13 protein-coding genes are annotated in these 14,107 nt (G+C 69.3%); 6 read left to right on the top strand and 7 right to left on the bottom strand.

Annotated features, from left to right (window positions below; translation table 11 throughout):
• Positions 1-62 precede the first annotated feature (62 nt).
• Positions 63-941 carry a LysR family transcriptional regulator gene (locus ACFYRU_RS04590; protein WP_387652913.1) on the bottom strand — a complete coding sequence of 293 codons (879 nt, stop codon included), beginning with the start codon at positions 939-941 and terminating at the stop codon, positions 63-65.
• Positions 942-1,031: 90 nt separating this feature from the next.
• On the opposite strand from ACFYRU_RS04590, the gene ACFYRU_RS04585 reads away from it, so the two are divergent.
• A complete protein-coding gene (locus tag ACFYRU_RS04585; RefSeq protein ID WP_387652911.1) occupies positions 1,032-2,180 on the top strand; it encodes an MFS transporter in 1,149 nt (382 codons plus the stop codon).
• On the opposite strand, the gene ACFYRU_RS04580 is transcribed toward ACFYRU_RS04585, so the two are convergent.
• The 3 genes from ACFYRU_RS04580 to ACFYRU_RS04570 are packed head-to-tail and all read right to left on the bottom strand — an operon-like array spanning position 2,151 to position 4,676.
• Positions 2,151-3,101, bottom strand: coding sequence for a R2-like ligand-binding oxidase (locus ACFYRU_RS04580; protein WP_387652909.1), 951 nt, complete (start codon positions 3,099-3,101; stop codon positions 2,151-2,153). The two genes, ACFYRU_RS04585 and ACFYRU_RS04580, sit on opposite strands and share 30 nt — an antisense overlap.
• Positions 3,098-3,691, bottom strand: coding sequence for a TetR family transcriptional regulator (locus ACFYRU_RS04575; protein WP_387652907.1), 594 nt, complete (start codon positions 3,689-3,691; stop codon positions 3,098-3,100). Before ACFYRU_RS04575 ends, ACFYRU_RS04580 begins: the two co-directional genes overlap by 4 nt.
• Positions 3,692-3,746: 55 nt before the next feature.
• Positions 3,747-4,676 carry a TauD/TfdA dioxygenase family protein gene (locus ACFYRU_RS04570; RefSeq protein WP_387652905.1) on the bottom strand — a complete coding sequence of 310 codons (930 nt, stop codon included), beginning with the start codon at positions 4,674-4,676 and terminating at the stop codon, positions 3,747-3,749.
• A gap of 111 nt (positions 4,677-4,787) precedes the next feature.
• On the opposite strand from ACFYRU_RS04570, the gene larE reads away from it, so the two are divergent.
• Both larE and ACFYRU_RS04560 read left to right on the top strand, forming a co-directional pair.
• The gene (gene larE, locus ACFYRU_RS04565; RefSeq protein ID WP_387652903.1) at positions 4,788-6,263 is read left to right on the top strand and encodes an ATP-dependent sacrificial sulfur transferase LarE; all 1,476 of its coding nucleotides are present in this window, start codon (positions 4,788-4,790) and stop codon (positions 6,261-6,263) included.
• A gap of 109 nt (positions 6,264-6,372) precedes the next feature.
• Positions 6,373-6,756: a cold-shock protein gene (locus ACFYRU_RS04560; protein WP_387652901.1), complete on the top strand. Its 384-nt coding sequence runs from the start codon at positions 6,373-6,375 to the stop codon at positions 6,754-6,756.
• 2 nt (positions 6,757-6,758) lie between these two features.
• On the opposite strand, the gene ACFYRU_RS04555 is transcribed toward ACFYRU_RS04560, so the two are convergent.
• A complete protein-coding gene (locus ACFYRU_RS04555; RefSeq protein WP_387652899.1) occupies positions 6,759-7,487 on the bottom strand; it encodes a TetR/AcrR family transcriptional regulator in 729 nt (242 codons plus the stop codon).
• A gap of 100 nt (positions 7,488-7,587) precedes the next feature.
• On the opposite strand from ACFYRU_RS04555, the gene ACFYRU_RS04550 reads away from it, so the two are divergent.
• Positions 7,588-9,135, top strand: a complete 1,548-nt coding sequence (locus ACFYRU_RS04550; RefSeq protein WP_387652897.1) for an MFS transporter — start codon at positions 7,588-7,590, stop codon at positions 9,133-9,135.
• Positions 9,136-9,269: 134 nt separating this feature from the next.
• Here ACFYRU_RS04550 and ACFYRU_RS04545 read toward each other — a convergent pair whose 3' ends face one another.
• Entirely contained in the window at positions 9,270-11,330 is a 2,061-nt protein-coding gene (locus tag ACFYRU_RS04545; RefSeq protein ID WP_387652895.1) for an MFS transporter, read from the bottom strand.
• Positions 11,331-11,437: 107 nt separating this feature from the next.
• Between ACFYRU_RS04545 and ACFYRU_RS04540 the strand changes: the two genes are divergently transcribed.
• Positions 11,438-12,220 carry a DUF3027 domain-containing protein gene (locus ACFYRU_RS04540; RefSeq protein ID WP_387652893.1) on the top strand — a complete coding sequence of 261 codons (783 nt, stop codon included), beginning with the start codon at positions 11,438-11,440 and terminating at the stop codon, positions 12,218-12,220.
• Positions 12,221-12,248: 28 nt separating this feature from the next.
• On the opposite strand, the gene ACFYRU_RS04535 is transcribed toward ACFYRU_RS04540, so the two are convergent.
• The gene (locus ACFYRU_RS04535) at positions 12,249-12,560 is read right to left on the bottom strand and encodes a DUF2530 domain-containing protein (protein ID WP_387652891.1); all 312 of its coding nucleotides are present in this window, start codon (positions 12,558-12,560) and stop codon (positions 12,249-12,251) included.
• Positions 12,561-12,633: 73 nt separating this feature from the next.
• Between ACFYRU_RS04535 and ACFYRU_RS04530 the strand changes: the two genes are divergently transcribed.
• Positions 12,634-14,106: an NCS2 family permease gene (locus tag ACFYRU_RS04530; RefSeq protein ID WP_387652889.1), complete on the top strand. Its 1,473-nt coding sequence runs from the start codon at positions 12,634-12,636 to the stop codon at positions 14,104-14,106.
• The last annotated feature ends 1 nt before the right edge of the window (position 14,107 follow it).

Below are 14,107 nucleotides of genomic sequence, written 5' to 3'. Positions count from 1 at the left end.
ACCGTACGCGTCGAGCCGGCGACGCTCAGGTGCACTACCGTTTCGCCGGACACCTCCTGTCGTTAGGTCCGCAGCTGGTCGGCGAAGGTCTGGATGGCGGGGGTTTGCTCGTCGCGGCGCCAGATCAAGGCCAGGGCCGAGTCGGGGAGGCCGGTTACCGGGATCGTGGTGATGTCTTCGCGGTGGTTGGTGGCGGCGGTGGAGCGGCAGATGAGCATGGCGCCGCGGTCGGCGGCGATCAGCGACAGGCCTTCCTGGAGCGTGGCGACCTCGGGGCCGCGGTGGATGAGGGCGCCGTCCGGGGTTTGCGTGGGTGCTTGGGCCTGGCGCCAGTACCCGGGTGCCGGGCCGGAGTACGCGATCAGCGTCTCGCCGGACAGTTGCTCCGCGTCGATCGAGGTCCGCTCCGCCAGGCGGTGGCGCTTCGACACGGCGAGCGTCTGCGGGTGGCGGGAGAAAACCGGTCCGACGACCAGGTCGTCCTCGGCGACCGGCAGCAGTACGACGGCCGCGTCGATCATCCGCCGCCGGAGGCCTCCGAACGGATCGTTCAGCGGGAGTTCGCAGACGCTGATCAGGCAGTTCGGGTTCCGCGACTGGAACGCTGACACCGCGCGGAGGATCTCGTCGCTCGCCGCGCCCTGGAAGCCGATCCGGAGCGTGCCCTTGGCCGCGGCGGCGTACTCGCGGGCGTTCTCGACGACCCGCTCCAGTGCCGCGTACGCAGGGCGCAACGAGGTCAGGAACTCCTTGCCCAGCGGCGTCAATGCCACCCGGCGGCTCGTGCGGTCGAACAGCCGCCCGCCGATGCGGCGTTCCAGGGACTGCAGTAGTTGGCTGACCCTGCTTTGTGAGAGGTAGAGCCGTTCCGCGGTACGTCCGAAGTGCAGCTCGTCCGCGAGGACGAGGAAGCACTCCAGTTCGCGTACTTCGAGCGCCATGCCGGTGGCCTCCGATCGATTAGCCCTACTAATACAAGCATCACCAGATCGCCGTTGTTCCGCACCTGCTTGCGGCGGCTCACTGGTGACATGACAACAACGTGCGTCGAGGTACGTGGCTGGGCCGGGACTGTGACGATGGCCGGCACCGTGTTCACGGTAGTCACTGCCGAGATGCTTCCCGTCGGCCTGCTCACGCCGATGAGCGAATCCCTGCACGTGACAGAGGGCACCGCAGGCCTGGCACTGACAGCGACAGGTGTCACCTCAGCGGTTGCTGCACCTCTGCTCCCGTTGGTCTTGGGCCGCCGGGACCGCCGGGCAGTGCTGGGTGGACTGATGGTTCTGCTCGCTGCGTCGGCATTCGCGGCCGCCACCACGTCGAGCTTCCTCGTGCTGATGGTCGCGAGAGTGAGCATGGGCATCTCGATCGGCGGCGTCTGGCTGTTCACGGTCAGCCTCGCGCGTCGCGTCGTACCGGAGCACGCAGCGGGTCCCGCAACGAGCCTCATCTTCTCCGGCATCGGAGTCGCCTCGGTACTGGGCATCCCGGCCGGCGCCTACGTGGGCGAACTGGCCGGCTGGCGTTGGGCCTTCGTCGGCGTCGGTCTCATCGCACTCGCACTGGCAGTTGCCTTAAGCATCTACCTTCCAAGTCTCCCGCCAGAGCGCTCCGTCCAGCTGCACGACGTACGAGAAGTCCTCAAACTGACGCCGGTCCGCCAAGGACTGGTGCTCGTAGCACTGATCGTCACCGGCCACTTCGCCGCCTACACCTACGTGCGCCCGCTCCTCGAACCCCACGTCGCCCCATCGCTGATCGGCGCGTTCCTGCTCGCGTACGGCCTGGCCGGTGTCGTGGGCAACTTTCTCACCGGAGCTCTCCGCCCACACCGAGCCCTGACCGCGATCGCCGCAGGGATCGCCCTCACAGCATTGGCCATGCCCACAATCGGCGCCACCGCAGCGGGAGCCCTTGTAGTACTGGTGATCTGGGGTCTCGCCTACGGTGGTACGACGGTCAGCACGCAAGCCTGGACCCGTGAAGCGGCGCCCAGTGCCCCCGAATCATCGTCCGCGCTCCTGGTCGGAGTGTTCAACGGATCGATCGCACTGGGCGCCTTCACCGGTGGCCAGGTCGCCGACCACTTCGGTACGGCGACCGTCACCTGGCTCCCTGCAGTACTGGCTACCGCAGCTCTCGTCGTACTACTGGCGAACCGCAGCCAGCGCGGCTGAGTCCTCGTCGCCGAAGTCGTCCTCGAGCTTCTCCGGCGAGTAGTCGAGGTCGATACCGGCCACGTCCGCGCCGACCGCCGACTCGATCGCGCCGAGCCGTCGGGTCGCGCGGTCGCCGGCATACGTCATCAGCGCGGTCGGGTTGATCTCCGGCGGCAGCTCCGGCGAGTTGTCGAGCGCCCACTGGATCTGCGTCAGCGCGTGCGGGAGGAGTTCCTCCATCGTGTCGGTGACGACCTTCCAGTTCGACTCGTCGGCGGCGACGTGCCGGCGGCAGGTGAACGTACCCCACGCCATGTGCCGGCGTTCGTCGTCACCGATCCGGCGGATCAGCTCCTGCATGCCGGGCAGTACGCCGCGCGAGGTGCAGAGCAGGTTCCACGCGTGGTATCCGGTGAGCGCCAGCGTTCCTTCGACGACGTGGTTGTACGTGACCGAGGCGCGGACCTGGTTCGACGGCGACGGGTCGTCGGCCAGCGACTTCAGCGCGACCGGCAACGCCTCGTAGAAGATCGCCCGGTAGCCGGGGTTGTTCTCGACGTAGCGGTGCAGGTCCTCGGTGACACCGACCGCGTCCAGCCAGAGCCGGAAGACCGCGGTGTGCTTGGCCTCCTCGAAACAGAACTGGGTCAGGTACATCTCGTCGCCGAAGCGTCCCTCGGCCGCCATCGCCTGCAGGAACGGCTGCAGGTCCTCGGTCACCGCTTCCTCGCCCGCGATGAACTGCGAGCAGAGCATCAACGCGTTGTCCTTGTCGTTGTCGCTCAGCTCCTGCCAGTCCTTGGCGTCCTGGCTGAAGTCGATGTCGCGCGGGTTCCAGAACTTGCGGTTGCCCTTGTCGAACAGCCGCAACGGCAGCGCGTCCCAGTTGAAGCCGCCTGCTTTCAGTGAGCTGAAGCCCTGCCGGTACTGGTCGTTCATACGTGCACCCTCCGAGACTCGGCCAAGAACGGAGAGAGGACGCGAGCCAGCTGCGCCGCCACCACCGCGGGGGGAGGGCCCGGGGTGACGATGTGGCTGATGACGACGCGCAACGCGACGTCGACACAGCTGGTCGCGTCCTCTGCGGGAACCTCCGGCCAGTGCTCCCTGACATGGGCATCCAGCCGGAGGTGTGCCAGTTCCAGTACTTGCTGCCCCCGTGTCGTCAGCAGTTGACTGGCCTGGTCGGATCCCGGCCGGCTCAGCGCGGCCTTCACCAGCGGGTTCTCCCCGGCCAGTGTGAGCGCCCGCTCCACCGCGGCCCGGAGGCCGTCGATGGGGTCGGACTGCTCGGCGAGCGCTGCGTTCACATCCAGCAGGAACCGTTCGGTCTCGCGTCCCGCGACGGCTTCCAGTACGCCCCACTTGTCCCCGAACTCGTTGTAGACGGTCTGCCGGGACACCCCGGTCCGACGAGCGACCTCGGCCATCCGAAGCCCGTCGTACCCACCTGTTTCGATGGCGTCCTGTGCAGCGTCCAGCAACTCGTCACGAAGGCGGCGTTTGGTCCGGTCGGCAAACGAGTCCATGCCGATGAGGGTTTACAAAATGCCTCCGAATGTCAAGAGCTCGGACATCGTGTCGTCAGTTGTCAAGTGAAGAGTAGTGCGACGCGTCCCCGGTCCGGGGCGTACTGCGGACGCCGTCGACGCTCACCGGTACGTCCCCGGCGAGCGTGATCCGGTGCAGCCGCCGCGGCAGCTCGTCGTAGTCGGCGACGCCGTAGTGCTGGGTCGCGCGGTTGTCCCAGATCGCCAGGTCACCCGGCTGCCAGCGCCAGCGGACCGTGTTGTCCAGGTTGGTCACCCGGTTCTGCAGCAGGTTGAACAGCGCGGTCGTCTCCGCGGAGCTCAGGCCGACGAAGCGCCGGACGAAATGACCGAGCACGAGCGCGCGTTCGCCGGTCTCGGGGTGTATGCGCACCACCGGATGCTCGGTCTCGAACACCTTCGACACGAACTGCTTGCGGTGCTCCTCGGCCTTCACATCGACTCCGCCGATCCGGCCCTCGTCCGCGTGGCCGGCGTAGTCGTACTTGTTGCTGTGCACCGCCCACAGCCGATCCACCAGCGCCTGCAGTGCCTGCGGGAGGTTCGCGTACGCCGTCACGGTGTTCGCCCAGGTGGTGTCGCCCCCGTACGCCGGGATCGTCACCGCCCGGAGCAGGCTGATCGCGGGGATCCGGTCGACGAACGTGACGTCGGTGTGCCAGCTGTTCGCCTTGCTGTAGTCGGAGTCGATCGGCAGTACGTTCGCCGCGCCGTCGAGGCTCTTCGAGGTCGGGTGCGCGAGCGTCGGCGTACCGAGCAACTTCGCGAACGCGAGCTGCCCCGCGTCGTCCAGGTGGTGCTGTTCGCGGAAGAAGATCACCTTGTGGTCGAGCAGGGCCTGGCGGATCGCGGCGACGGTCTCCGGCGCCAGCTCGCCGCCCAGCCGGACGTTGCCGATCACCGCCCCGATCGCGCCGCCGGCCTTGCTGACGGTGATCTCCGGTGCTTGCAGTTGCGCTGTCATGACTGCTCCTTCACGGTCGGTTAACTCCTATAATCCGACTGAATTAGTAGACTTTGGAGTTGTTTCGGGATGCGAGACCGGCCGCCGCGCGGGTCACGTAGGGTTGGGGACGTGTCAACCGCCGCTCTTGAACCCGCCCCCGATACCGCCGACGTGCCGGAGCTGGTGGTCGGGTTCGACCTGGACATGACGCTGATCGACTCCCGGCCGGGGATCCAGGCAGTGTGGGACCTGCTGGCCGCGGAGACCGGCGTACCGATCGACTCCGAGCTGGTCGTCAGCCGGCTCGGGCCGCCGCTGACCTGGGAGATGGCGAACTGGTTCCCGCCCGAGCAGGTCGACGCGATGGTCGCGCGGTACCGTGAGCACTATCCGGAGCACGCGATCTCCGGCAGTCTGCCGCTGCCGGGCGTGGCCGAGTCGCTGGCCGCGATCCGGGCGCTGCGCGGGCGGACCATGGTCGTGTCCGCGAAGTACACGCCGTCGGTCCGGCTGCACCTCGAGCACCTCGGCCTGGACGTCGACGAACCCGTCGGTGACCTGCACGGAGCCGAGAAGGGTACGGCGCTGCGCGAGCACCACGCGACGGTCTACGTCGGCGACCACACCGCGGACATCGACGGCGCGCACGCCGCGGGCGCGATCGCGGTATCGGTCGCCACCGGTCCGTTCACCGCGGACGAGTTGCGGGCGTACGGCGCCGACGTCGTACTGAACGACCTGACCGAGTTCCCGACCTGGCTCGAGGAGTACGTGCTCGAACAGCGGCTCGAGGCGCTCATGCGGCGGCTGTCGTCGTACGACAAGATGGTCGTCGCGTTCAGCGGCGGCGCCGACTCGGCGTTCCTGCTCGCGGCGGCGGCGCGGGCGATCGGACCGGCGAACGTGATCGCGGCGACCGCGGTCTCGCCGTCGCTGCCGGCGGCCGAGCTGGAGCCGGCGGCGCGGTTCGCGGATAGTCTCGGCGTACGGCACGTCACCCCGCACACGCACGAGATGGAGCGCGAGGGGTACCAGGCCAACTCGGGCGCCCGGTGCTACTTCTGCAAGGCCGAGCTGATCGAGACGCTGCAGCCGATCGCCGACGAGTTCGGCATCACCGCGATCGCCACCGGGACCAACGCCGACGACGCGATTGCCGGCTTCCGCCCCGGCATCCGGGCGGCCCACGAGCGCGGTGCGCTGACGCCGCTGAAGGACGCCCGGTTGACCAAGGCGCAGATCCGTACGGCCTCGCGCAGTTGGGGGCTGGAGACGTCGGACAAGCCTGCCGCGGCGTGCCTGTCGAGCCGGATCGCGTACGGCATCCGGATCACCCCGAACCTGCTCGCCCGGGTCGACCGCGCCGAGCAGGCGGTGCGCGCGAAGCTGGCGTCGTACGACGTCGAGAACGTCCGCGTCCGCGACCTGGGCGACAGCGCCTCGATCGAGATCGACGCCGCGCTGCTCGATCGCGTCGACCAGCGGGAACTGGTCGCGGCGGTCGTCGCGGAAGGGTTCGCGACCGCCCAGGTCGATCCGCGCGGTTTCCGCTCCGGCTCGATGAACGAACGGCTACCGGAACCCGAAAAGTATCGGAATCTTTGAGGGGTGCGGTGATCCTGCCGGATCAGGTAGTTTCCCGGAGGCGCGGTTGCGCCGGTTCACGTACGCTTGGTTTTCGATTCCGCACGATTGACGACTGAAGAGGTTTCCCGTGCCCGTTGGCAAGGTGAAGTGGTATGACTCCGACAAGGGGTTCGGATTCCTCAGCAAGGAGGAGGGCGGGGACGTCTACGTCCGCGCCGAGGCCCTGCCGTCGGGCGTGACCAACCTGAAGCCGGGCCAGAAGGTCGAGTTCGGCGTCGTCGAGGGCCGCAAGGGCGAACAGGCCCTGCAGGTCCGGCTGATCGACCCGCCGCCCTCGGTGGCGAAGGCGATGCGGCCGAAGCCCGAGGAGATGCAGGTCGTGATCGAGGACCTGATCAAACTCCTCGACCGGCTCGGCGAGAACTACCGCCGCGGCCGCCAGCCCGACAACAAGTCCGCCCGCCAGGTCGCCACCGTCCTCCGCGGCGTCGCCGACAAACTCGACGTCTGAGGTCAGGTTCCCAGTCGGTCGATCCGGGACTGGATGCCGTCCAGGACGGTGTCCAGGCCGAAGCCGAACTCGGCGGCGTCGAAGTCGCCGGCGTAGGTCTCGTCCTCGGGGTGCTCGAGGGTCGCCGCGATGCCGGGGAAACGGTCCGGGGTCGCGAGCATCGTCAGGCGCTCGGTGTACAGCCGGTCGCCCTCGCGGGCCTCGTCCGGTTCCGTCCGCATGTTCGCGGTGAGTTGCGCCGTACCCCGGATGTAGATGTTCACCAGCAGCATCGCGGACAGCTTGTCCTGCGGGCTCAGTGGCGTGCCGTCGAAGACCGCCAGCCCGGCCTCCATCCACGCCAGCTGGTTCGGTGACAGCGGCGGGTCGACGACCGGGATCTGCAGGATCCACGGGTGCGCGCGGAGCCCGTCGCGGAACGCCGTCGCCCAGGCTGTGACCTGCTCGCGCCAGCCCTGCTCCGGGTCGAGCACCGGCGGTTCGGCGAAGGCGTGTTCGAGCATCACGACGTACAGGTCGTCCTTGGCGTCGACGTACCGGTAGAGCGACATCGTGGTGAAGCCGAGCTCGGCGGCCACCTTGCTCATCGAGACGGCCGCCAGCCCACCCGCGTCCGCGAGTTTGATCGCGGCCCGGGCGATGTCGCTGATGTGGAACGCCGGCTTCGGCCCCGGTCGGCTCCGCCCTTCGAAACCCCAGAGCTGCTGCAGGACCCTCGGTAGCTCTTCCATGGAGATCACTCTATCTGTTTACAGCATAGACAGTCATGTGTATGGTCTGTGTATGGCGCACACAGTGTGCGTCGTAGACAGATAAACCGGAGGGGTCGTCATGGGTACGAACGAACGGGCGGGACGCAAGGAGTGGATCGCGCTCGGCGTGCTCGCGCTGCCGCTGCTGCTGGTCTCGATGGACGTGTCGGTGCTGTACTTCGCGGTCCCGTTCATCAGCGCGGACCTCGGCGTGAGCGCGACCCAGCAGCTGTGGATCTTCGACATCTACGGGTTCGTCCTCGCCGGTCTGCTGATCACGATGGGTTCGCTCGGTGACCGGATCGGCCGCCGCCGGCTGCTGCTGTTCGGCGCGATCGGGTTCGGGCTCGCGTCCGTCGCCGCGGCGTACGCGCAGAACCCGGAGCAGCTGATCGCCGCCCGGGCCGTGCTCGGGATCGGCGGCGCGACCCTGATGCCGTCGACGCTGGCGCTGATCCGGAACATGTTCCACGACCCGAAGCAGCGGTCGAAGGCGATCGCGTTCTGGAGCGCGGTCATGATGGGCGGGATCACCCTCGGGCCGGTGCTCGGCGGGTTCCTGCTGGAGCACTTCTGGTGGGGTTCGGTGTTCCTGATCAACACCCCGGCGATGGTGTTGCTGGTCGTACTCGCGCCGGCACTGCTGCCGGAGTTCAAGGCGCCGGTGCGCGGGCGGTTCGATCTGCTGGGTTCGGTGCTGTCGCTGGCCGCTGTGCTTCCCGCCATCTGGGGCGTGAAGGAGATGGCTGCTCATGGGGTGTCGGTGCTGCCCGTCGTCGCGATGGTGGCCGGGCTGGTGTTCGGGGTGCTGTTCGTACAACGGCAGCGGACCGCGGAGCACCCGATGGTGGACCTGTCGATGTTCCGGAACCGCGCCTTCAGCGGGTCGCTGGCGGCGAACACGATCGGTACGTTGGCGCTGGTCGGCAACGCGGTGTTCCTCACCCAGTACCTGCAGTTGGTCCACGGGCTGTCGCCGCTCAAGGCTGCGCTCTGGTCGCTCGCTCCGTCGGTGCTCGTCGGTGGGGCCGCGCCGCTGGCAACCGCGCTGGCGGGGAAGTTCGATCGCGCTTACGTGATCGGTGGGGCGTTCGTACTGGCGGCTTCCGGGTACGGCGTACTCACCCAGGTGCGGGTCGACTCGTCGCTGGCCGTACCGCTGGCCGGAGCCGGGCTGCTCGCCGCCGGTCTCGTGATGGTGATGACGCTGGTGACCGAGGCGGTCGTCGGCTCGGTGGCACCGGAGCGGGCCGGGTCCGCGTCCGCGGTGATGGAGACCTGCTCCGAATTCGGCGGGGCCCTCGGAATCGCCGTACTGGGCTCGATCGGCACCGCCGTCTACCGCTCCGACCTCCCGGCCGACGCTGCGACCCCCGTCCGCGAAGGCCTCCCCGCAGCCACCGCGGCGGCCGCCCACCTGCCCGCCCAAGCTGCCGACGCCATCCTCACCACCGCCCGCCACGCCTTCACCAACAGCATGAACGCAGTAGCCCTGGTAGGCGCAATCCTCCTACTCACCACCGCGGTAGCCACCACCCTCACCCTCCGCGGCACCAAGCCGACCACCCCGCAGCCAACCGCCACCGAGCCAACCCCAGAGGAGGCGGACTTAGTCCCCGCAGCCTGATCCAACCAAGCGGCGGTCGGTGGAGCACCCACCGCCCGCCGCTTCCTGCTGCCCCGCGCCCCATGCGCCGCCCTCCCGCGTGCCGCGTGCCGCCCTCCCGCGTGCCGCGCGCGCAGCGCGTGGTGCGGTTCGGTTCAGCGGGGTGGGCGGCGGGGGTTGTTGGGGCGGCGTTTGAAGGGGGACGGGTTGCGTTCTTCCGTTGGCTCTTCGGACCAGGGGGCCGGTTCTTCGGTGGTGTTCTCGTCGTCCTCGGTTTGACCGCTCCACCAGCGACCGGCAGGTTGCTGGGGAGGTTCCGCGGAGCGCCACTCGACGGTCGGCTCGTCCTGGGTGTGGGAGCGGCTCGCCCGGTTGGCGCGTTGTTCGGCGACGCTGAGGATCGTCCGCGTGGTGCTCTCCGAGTGCGGGTCGTACGACGGCGCGTGGTCCGGCTCGTCGGCGTGGTGCGGGCGTGGGTGCTGTCCGCCGGCGCGCGGCCCACCCAGCCCGCCGGGACGGAGCGGTCCGTCGGTAGGACGTGGAGCCGGACGCATCCGCAGTACCAGAAAGACCACGATCAGCAACACAGCGGCGAGGAAGCCGAAGCCCAGGCGCGGGATCAGCGGCAGTACGATCCCGCAGCCGCCGCCGAGCACCCACGCGAGCTGCAGCACCGTCTCCGAACGGGCGAACACCGACGTACGGACAGACTCCGGAACGTCGCGCTGGATCATCGCGTCCAGCGACAGCTTCCCGAGCGAACTGCACAACCCGGCCACCAGACCGAGCGCGACAAGTATCGGCAGCCCGTACAGCACCGCGACGGCGACCGCGACCGCGGCGTCGGCGAGTAGTACGACCAGCACGACCCCTTCCGGTTTACGTGCCTTGAGCAACGATCCGAGCAGGGTGCCGAGGCTGTTGCCGATGCCGGCCGCGGCGACCACCGCACCGGCCGCGACCGCGCCCTTCACGCCGCTGACCGGCTGATCCCGCAGCAGGAACGCCAGGTACATGGTGAGGAAGCCGGACACGAACCGCAGCCCGAGGTTGCAACGGATGCCGCGCGAGACGGCGGCCGTGATCGCCCGGCGGCGCGCGTCGCGTCCCGCCGTACCGGTGACTTCTTCGTCGGCGGGGGAGTCGACCGCGCTCGGCAGCCGGATCGCGAGGACCAGGCCGACGATGTACACGACCGCGGCCCAGCGCAGCGACCACTGCGGGCCGATCGCGGCGAACGCACCCGCGATGCCGGCGCCGATCGTCGCGCCGGCGACGCCCGCGAGCGAGATCCGCGAGTTGGCGGTGACGAGCGTGATCTGTCGGGGGAGCAGTCGTGGTACGGCGGACGCGCGGGTGACGCCGTACGCCTTGGAGGCCACGAGGCAGCCGAGCGCCGCCGGATAGAGCCAGACGGAATTGTGGGTGGTGACGGACGACGCCAGCGCCCAGACGAGGAACGCGCGGGCGCCCAGCGTCGCGCCGATCGCCCAGCGGCGGCCGTGCCGGAAGCGGTCGAGGACCGGGCCGATCAGCGGCGCCATCAACGCGAACGGCGCCATCGTCAGCAGCAGGAACAGCGCGACCCGGTCCCGCGCCTGGCCGCTCGGAACGGTGAAGAAGACCGTGCCGGCCAGCGAGACGGCGAACGCGGTGTCGCCGGCGGCGTTCACCGCGCCGAGCTCGATCAGCCGCGACAGACCCGACTCGCGGGCGCCCTGCGCGCCGGTGAGCCCGCGGATCCGCCGGCCGGTCGCCCGCCCGAACCTCCCACCGACCACCGCCGCCTTCCGCGAAGCCGACGCAACCCCTTCGGCACCGACCTTCGAGGCGTGCCCGACCTTCTTGCCGGCGCTACCGACCTTCTTCCCCGCACTCCCGACCCGCTCCCGAGCCTCCCCGAACCGATCCCCGCCCAACTTCCCGCTCCCCGCCGGTCCAGTCGCCGACCGCCCGTCGCGATCCCCGCTCCGCGGTCCGTCGGCCGAAGGATCGCCAGGCCCGCGCCGCCCACCACGAGCCGCCTGCTCAGAACCACCCGCCTGCCCGCCAGCCGTCTGACCGCCGCTGGGCGGGCCGTTGCGGCGTGCGTTGTTGTCCCCCATGTCACCACCTGGCCGTCCGCCCCGAGCCGTGCCGTTCCCCGGCTCCGGTCCACGACTGCGCGCTCCGCGGTCCTCGCGGGCGTTCGGGTCGTTCGGGTCGGGGGAGTGCATGCAACCATCCTGCCTCCTACCGGGGACAGAGCGCAGGCACCGCGCGTACGAAGAGGGGGTCCGGGGCGGTTCTGCGTACGCGCAAAGGCGTGCGAGAATGGGCGATTGTGACTCCCGTCAAAGCACCGGAACCGGTCCGCGCGAAGCCCGACGCCGTCTGCGTCGCGGCGGTCGAACCGGCGCGGGAGGCCGCGATCGCCGAGGCCGGCGCCGCTCAGGTCGGCGAGCACCTCGGTCACCTGGTCGAGGGCGAGCGCCTCGTCACCCACTACTTCGCGTCCACCCACCCCGGGTACCGCGGCTGGCGCTGGGCGGTCACGCTGACCCGCGCCTCCCGGGCGAAGACCGTCACGGTCAACGAGGTCGTGATGCTGCCCGGCGACGACGCGGTCGTCGCGCCGGAGTGGGTCCCGTGGTCGGAGCGCGTCCAGCCCGGCGACCTGCGCCCGGGTGACCTGTTCCCGACGCATCCGGACGACCCGCGCCTGGAGCCCGGCTTCACCGACACCACGGACGCCCCCGAGGACGTACTCACGGTCGTCGAGGAGCTCGGCCTCGGCCGCGAGCGGGTGCTGTCGCCGTTCGGGCGCGAGGAGGCGGCCGAACGCTGGTACGCCGGCGAGTTCGGCCCGTCGTCCCCGATCGCCCAGGCCGTCCCGTACAAGTGTCACTCCTGCGGCTACTGGATCCGCCTCGCGGACAGCCTCGGCCAGGCGTTCGGCGTCTGCGCCAACGAGATGGCCCCCGGCGAGGCACGCGTCGTCGCGTACGACTACGGCTGCGGCGCCCACTCCGACGCCACCATCGAAATCACCGACCACCCCACCCCCGAACACGCCTTCGACACCACCGGCTACGACAACCTCGAGCTGACCCAACCCGAGGCCTGACCCCGGAGCGCTCGGACTGGGCGGAGGATCAGTCCTCGGTGGCGGGGCGGTGGCCGGCTTGGATGGCGGTCCAGCGGCGTTTGCAGTACCAGAGGCCGATCAGGCCGAGGCCGAAGCCGGCGACCGGGACCCACAGCCACCAGTCGAGGCCGTCGGCGGAGAGGCGGCCGCGGAAGAAGAACAGGACCACCCCGGCGACCACCCAGAGCACGATGCCGGTGATCACGCTCGGGATCCCGGACAGGTCGAGCGGCTTGACCTCCGCATGCACCAGCTCACCACGCGCCAACTGGCTCGTCGGGTCACTGCGCTTGCGCGATACCCCCTGCTCCTCGGTCACGCCCCCAGCTTAACCGCAACGGTTTGACGTAAGTGCTCGCAACTGGCGGGTAGGAACTGGCACTATGCGGGTCATGAGCTCGTCCCAGGCCGCTCCGGCCCGCTCCCTGCACGGTCCCCTGGACTCGTTCTTCAAGATCACCGAACGCGGATCGACCATCGGCCGCGAGATCCGCGGCGGCCTCGTGACGTTCTTCACGATGGCGTACATCGTCGTGCTGAACCCGCTGATCATCGGCACCGTCAAGGACGGCGCCGGTCAGTTCGTCGGCGGTGGCACCGACCCGGCCGCCGCGATCGCGAAGATCGCCGTGGCGACCGCGCTGGTGGCCGGCGTGGTGACGATCCTGATGGGCGTGGTCGCGAACTTCCCGCTCGCGCTGGCCACCGGCCTCGGCCTGAACGCGTTCCTGGCGTTCTCGGTCGCGACCAAGATGACCTGGGCGGACGCGATGGGCCTGGTGGTGCTCGAGGGCCTGATCATCCTGGTCCTGGTGCTGACCGGTTTCCGGAAGGCGGTGTTCGAGGCCGTACCGCTGCAGCTGAAGGTCGCGATCAGCGTCGGCATCGGCCTGTTCATCGCGTTCATCGGGGTGATCGACGCGGGTTTCGTACGCCGGCCCGCCGCGCTCAGCGGCCCGCCGGTCGAACTCGGTGTCGGCGGCAACCTCCGCGGCTGGCCGGTCCTGGTGTTCGTGTTCGGCCTGGTCCTGATCGCGATCCTGTACGCCCGCAAGGTGAAGGGCTCGATCCTGATCGGCATCCTCGCCGCGACCGTGGTGGCGATCGTGATCGAGGCGATCGGCAACATCGGTGCCCGGTCCGACAAGAACCCGGGCGGCTGGGGCCTGAGCGTGCCGAAGCTGCCCGACCACTGGTTCACGAAACCGAACCTGGACACGATCGGCGAGTTCAACCTGTTCGGCTCGTTCGGCAAGGTCGGCGTGGTGTCCGCGCTGCTGCTGATCTTCACGCTGATGCTCGCGGACTTCTTCGACACGATGGGTACGATGACCGCGATCGGCGCCGAGGCCGGCCTGAACGACGAGGACGGCATCCCGCCGAACTCGCAGCGGATCCTGATCGTCGACAGCCTCGCGGCCGCGGCCGGTGGCGCCGCATCGGTGTCCAGCAACACGTCGTACATCGAGTCCGCGTCCGGCGTCGGTGAAGGCGCGCGGACCGGTCTGGCCAGTGTGGTGACCGGGATCTGCTTCCTGATCTCGATGGTGGTCGCGCCGCTGGTCACGCTGGTGCCGTACGAGGCGGCGACGCCGGCCCTGATCCTGGTCGGCTTCCTGATGATGACGCAGGTGAAGGGGATCGACTTCGACGACATCGAGGTCGCGTTCCCGGCGTTCCTGACGATCGTGCTGATGCCGTTCACGTACTCGATCTCGGCCGGGATCGGCGCCGGGTTCGTCTCGTTCGTGATCCTGAAACTGGTCCGCGGCAAGGCCCGCCAGGTGCACCCGCTGATGTGGGTGGTCTCGGCGCTGTTCGTGGTGTACTTCGCGATCGGCCCGCTGACCGACTGGCTAACCTGAG

It is taken from the genome of Kribbella sp. NPDC004536, assembly GCF_042873835.1.
In the GTDB taxonomy this organism is placed as follows: Bacteria; Actinomycetota; Actinomycetes; order Propionibacteriales; family Kribbellaceae; genus Kribbella.
The sequence above is the reverse complement of the archived record's forward strand: the minus strand, read 5'-3'. Positions and strand labels throughout refer to the sequence as shown.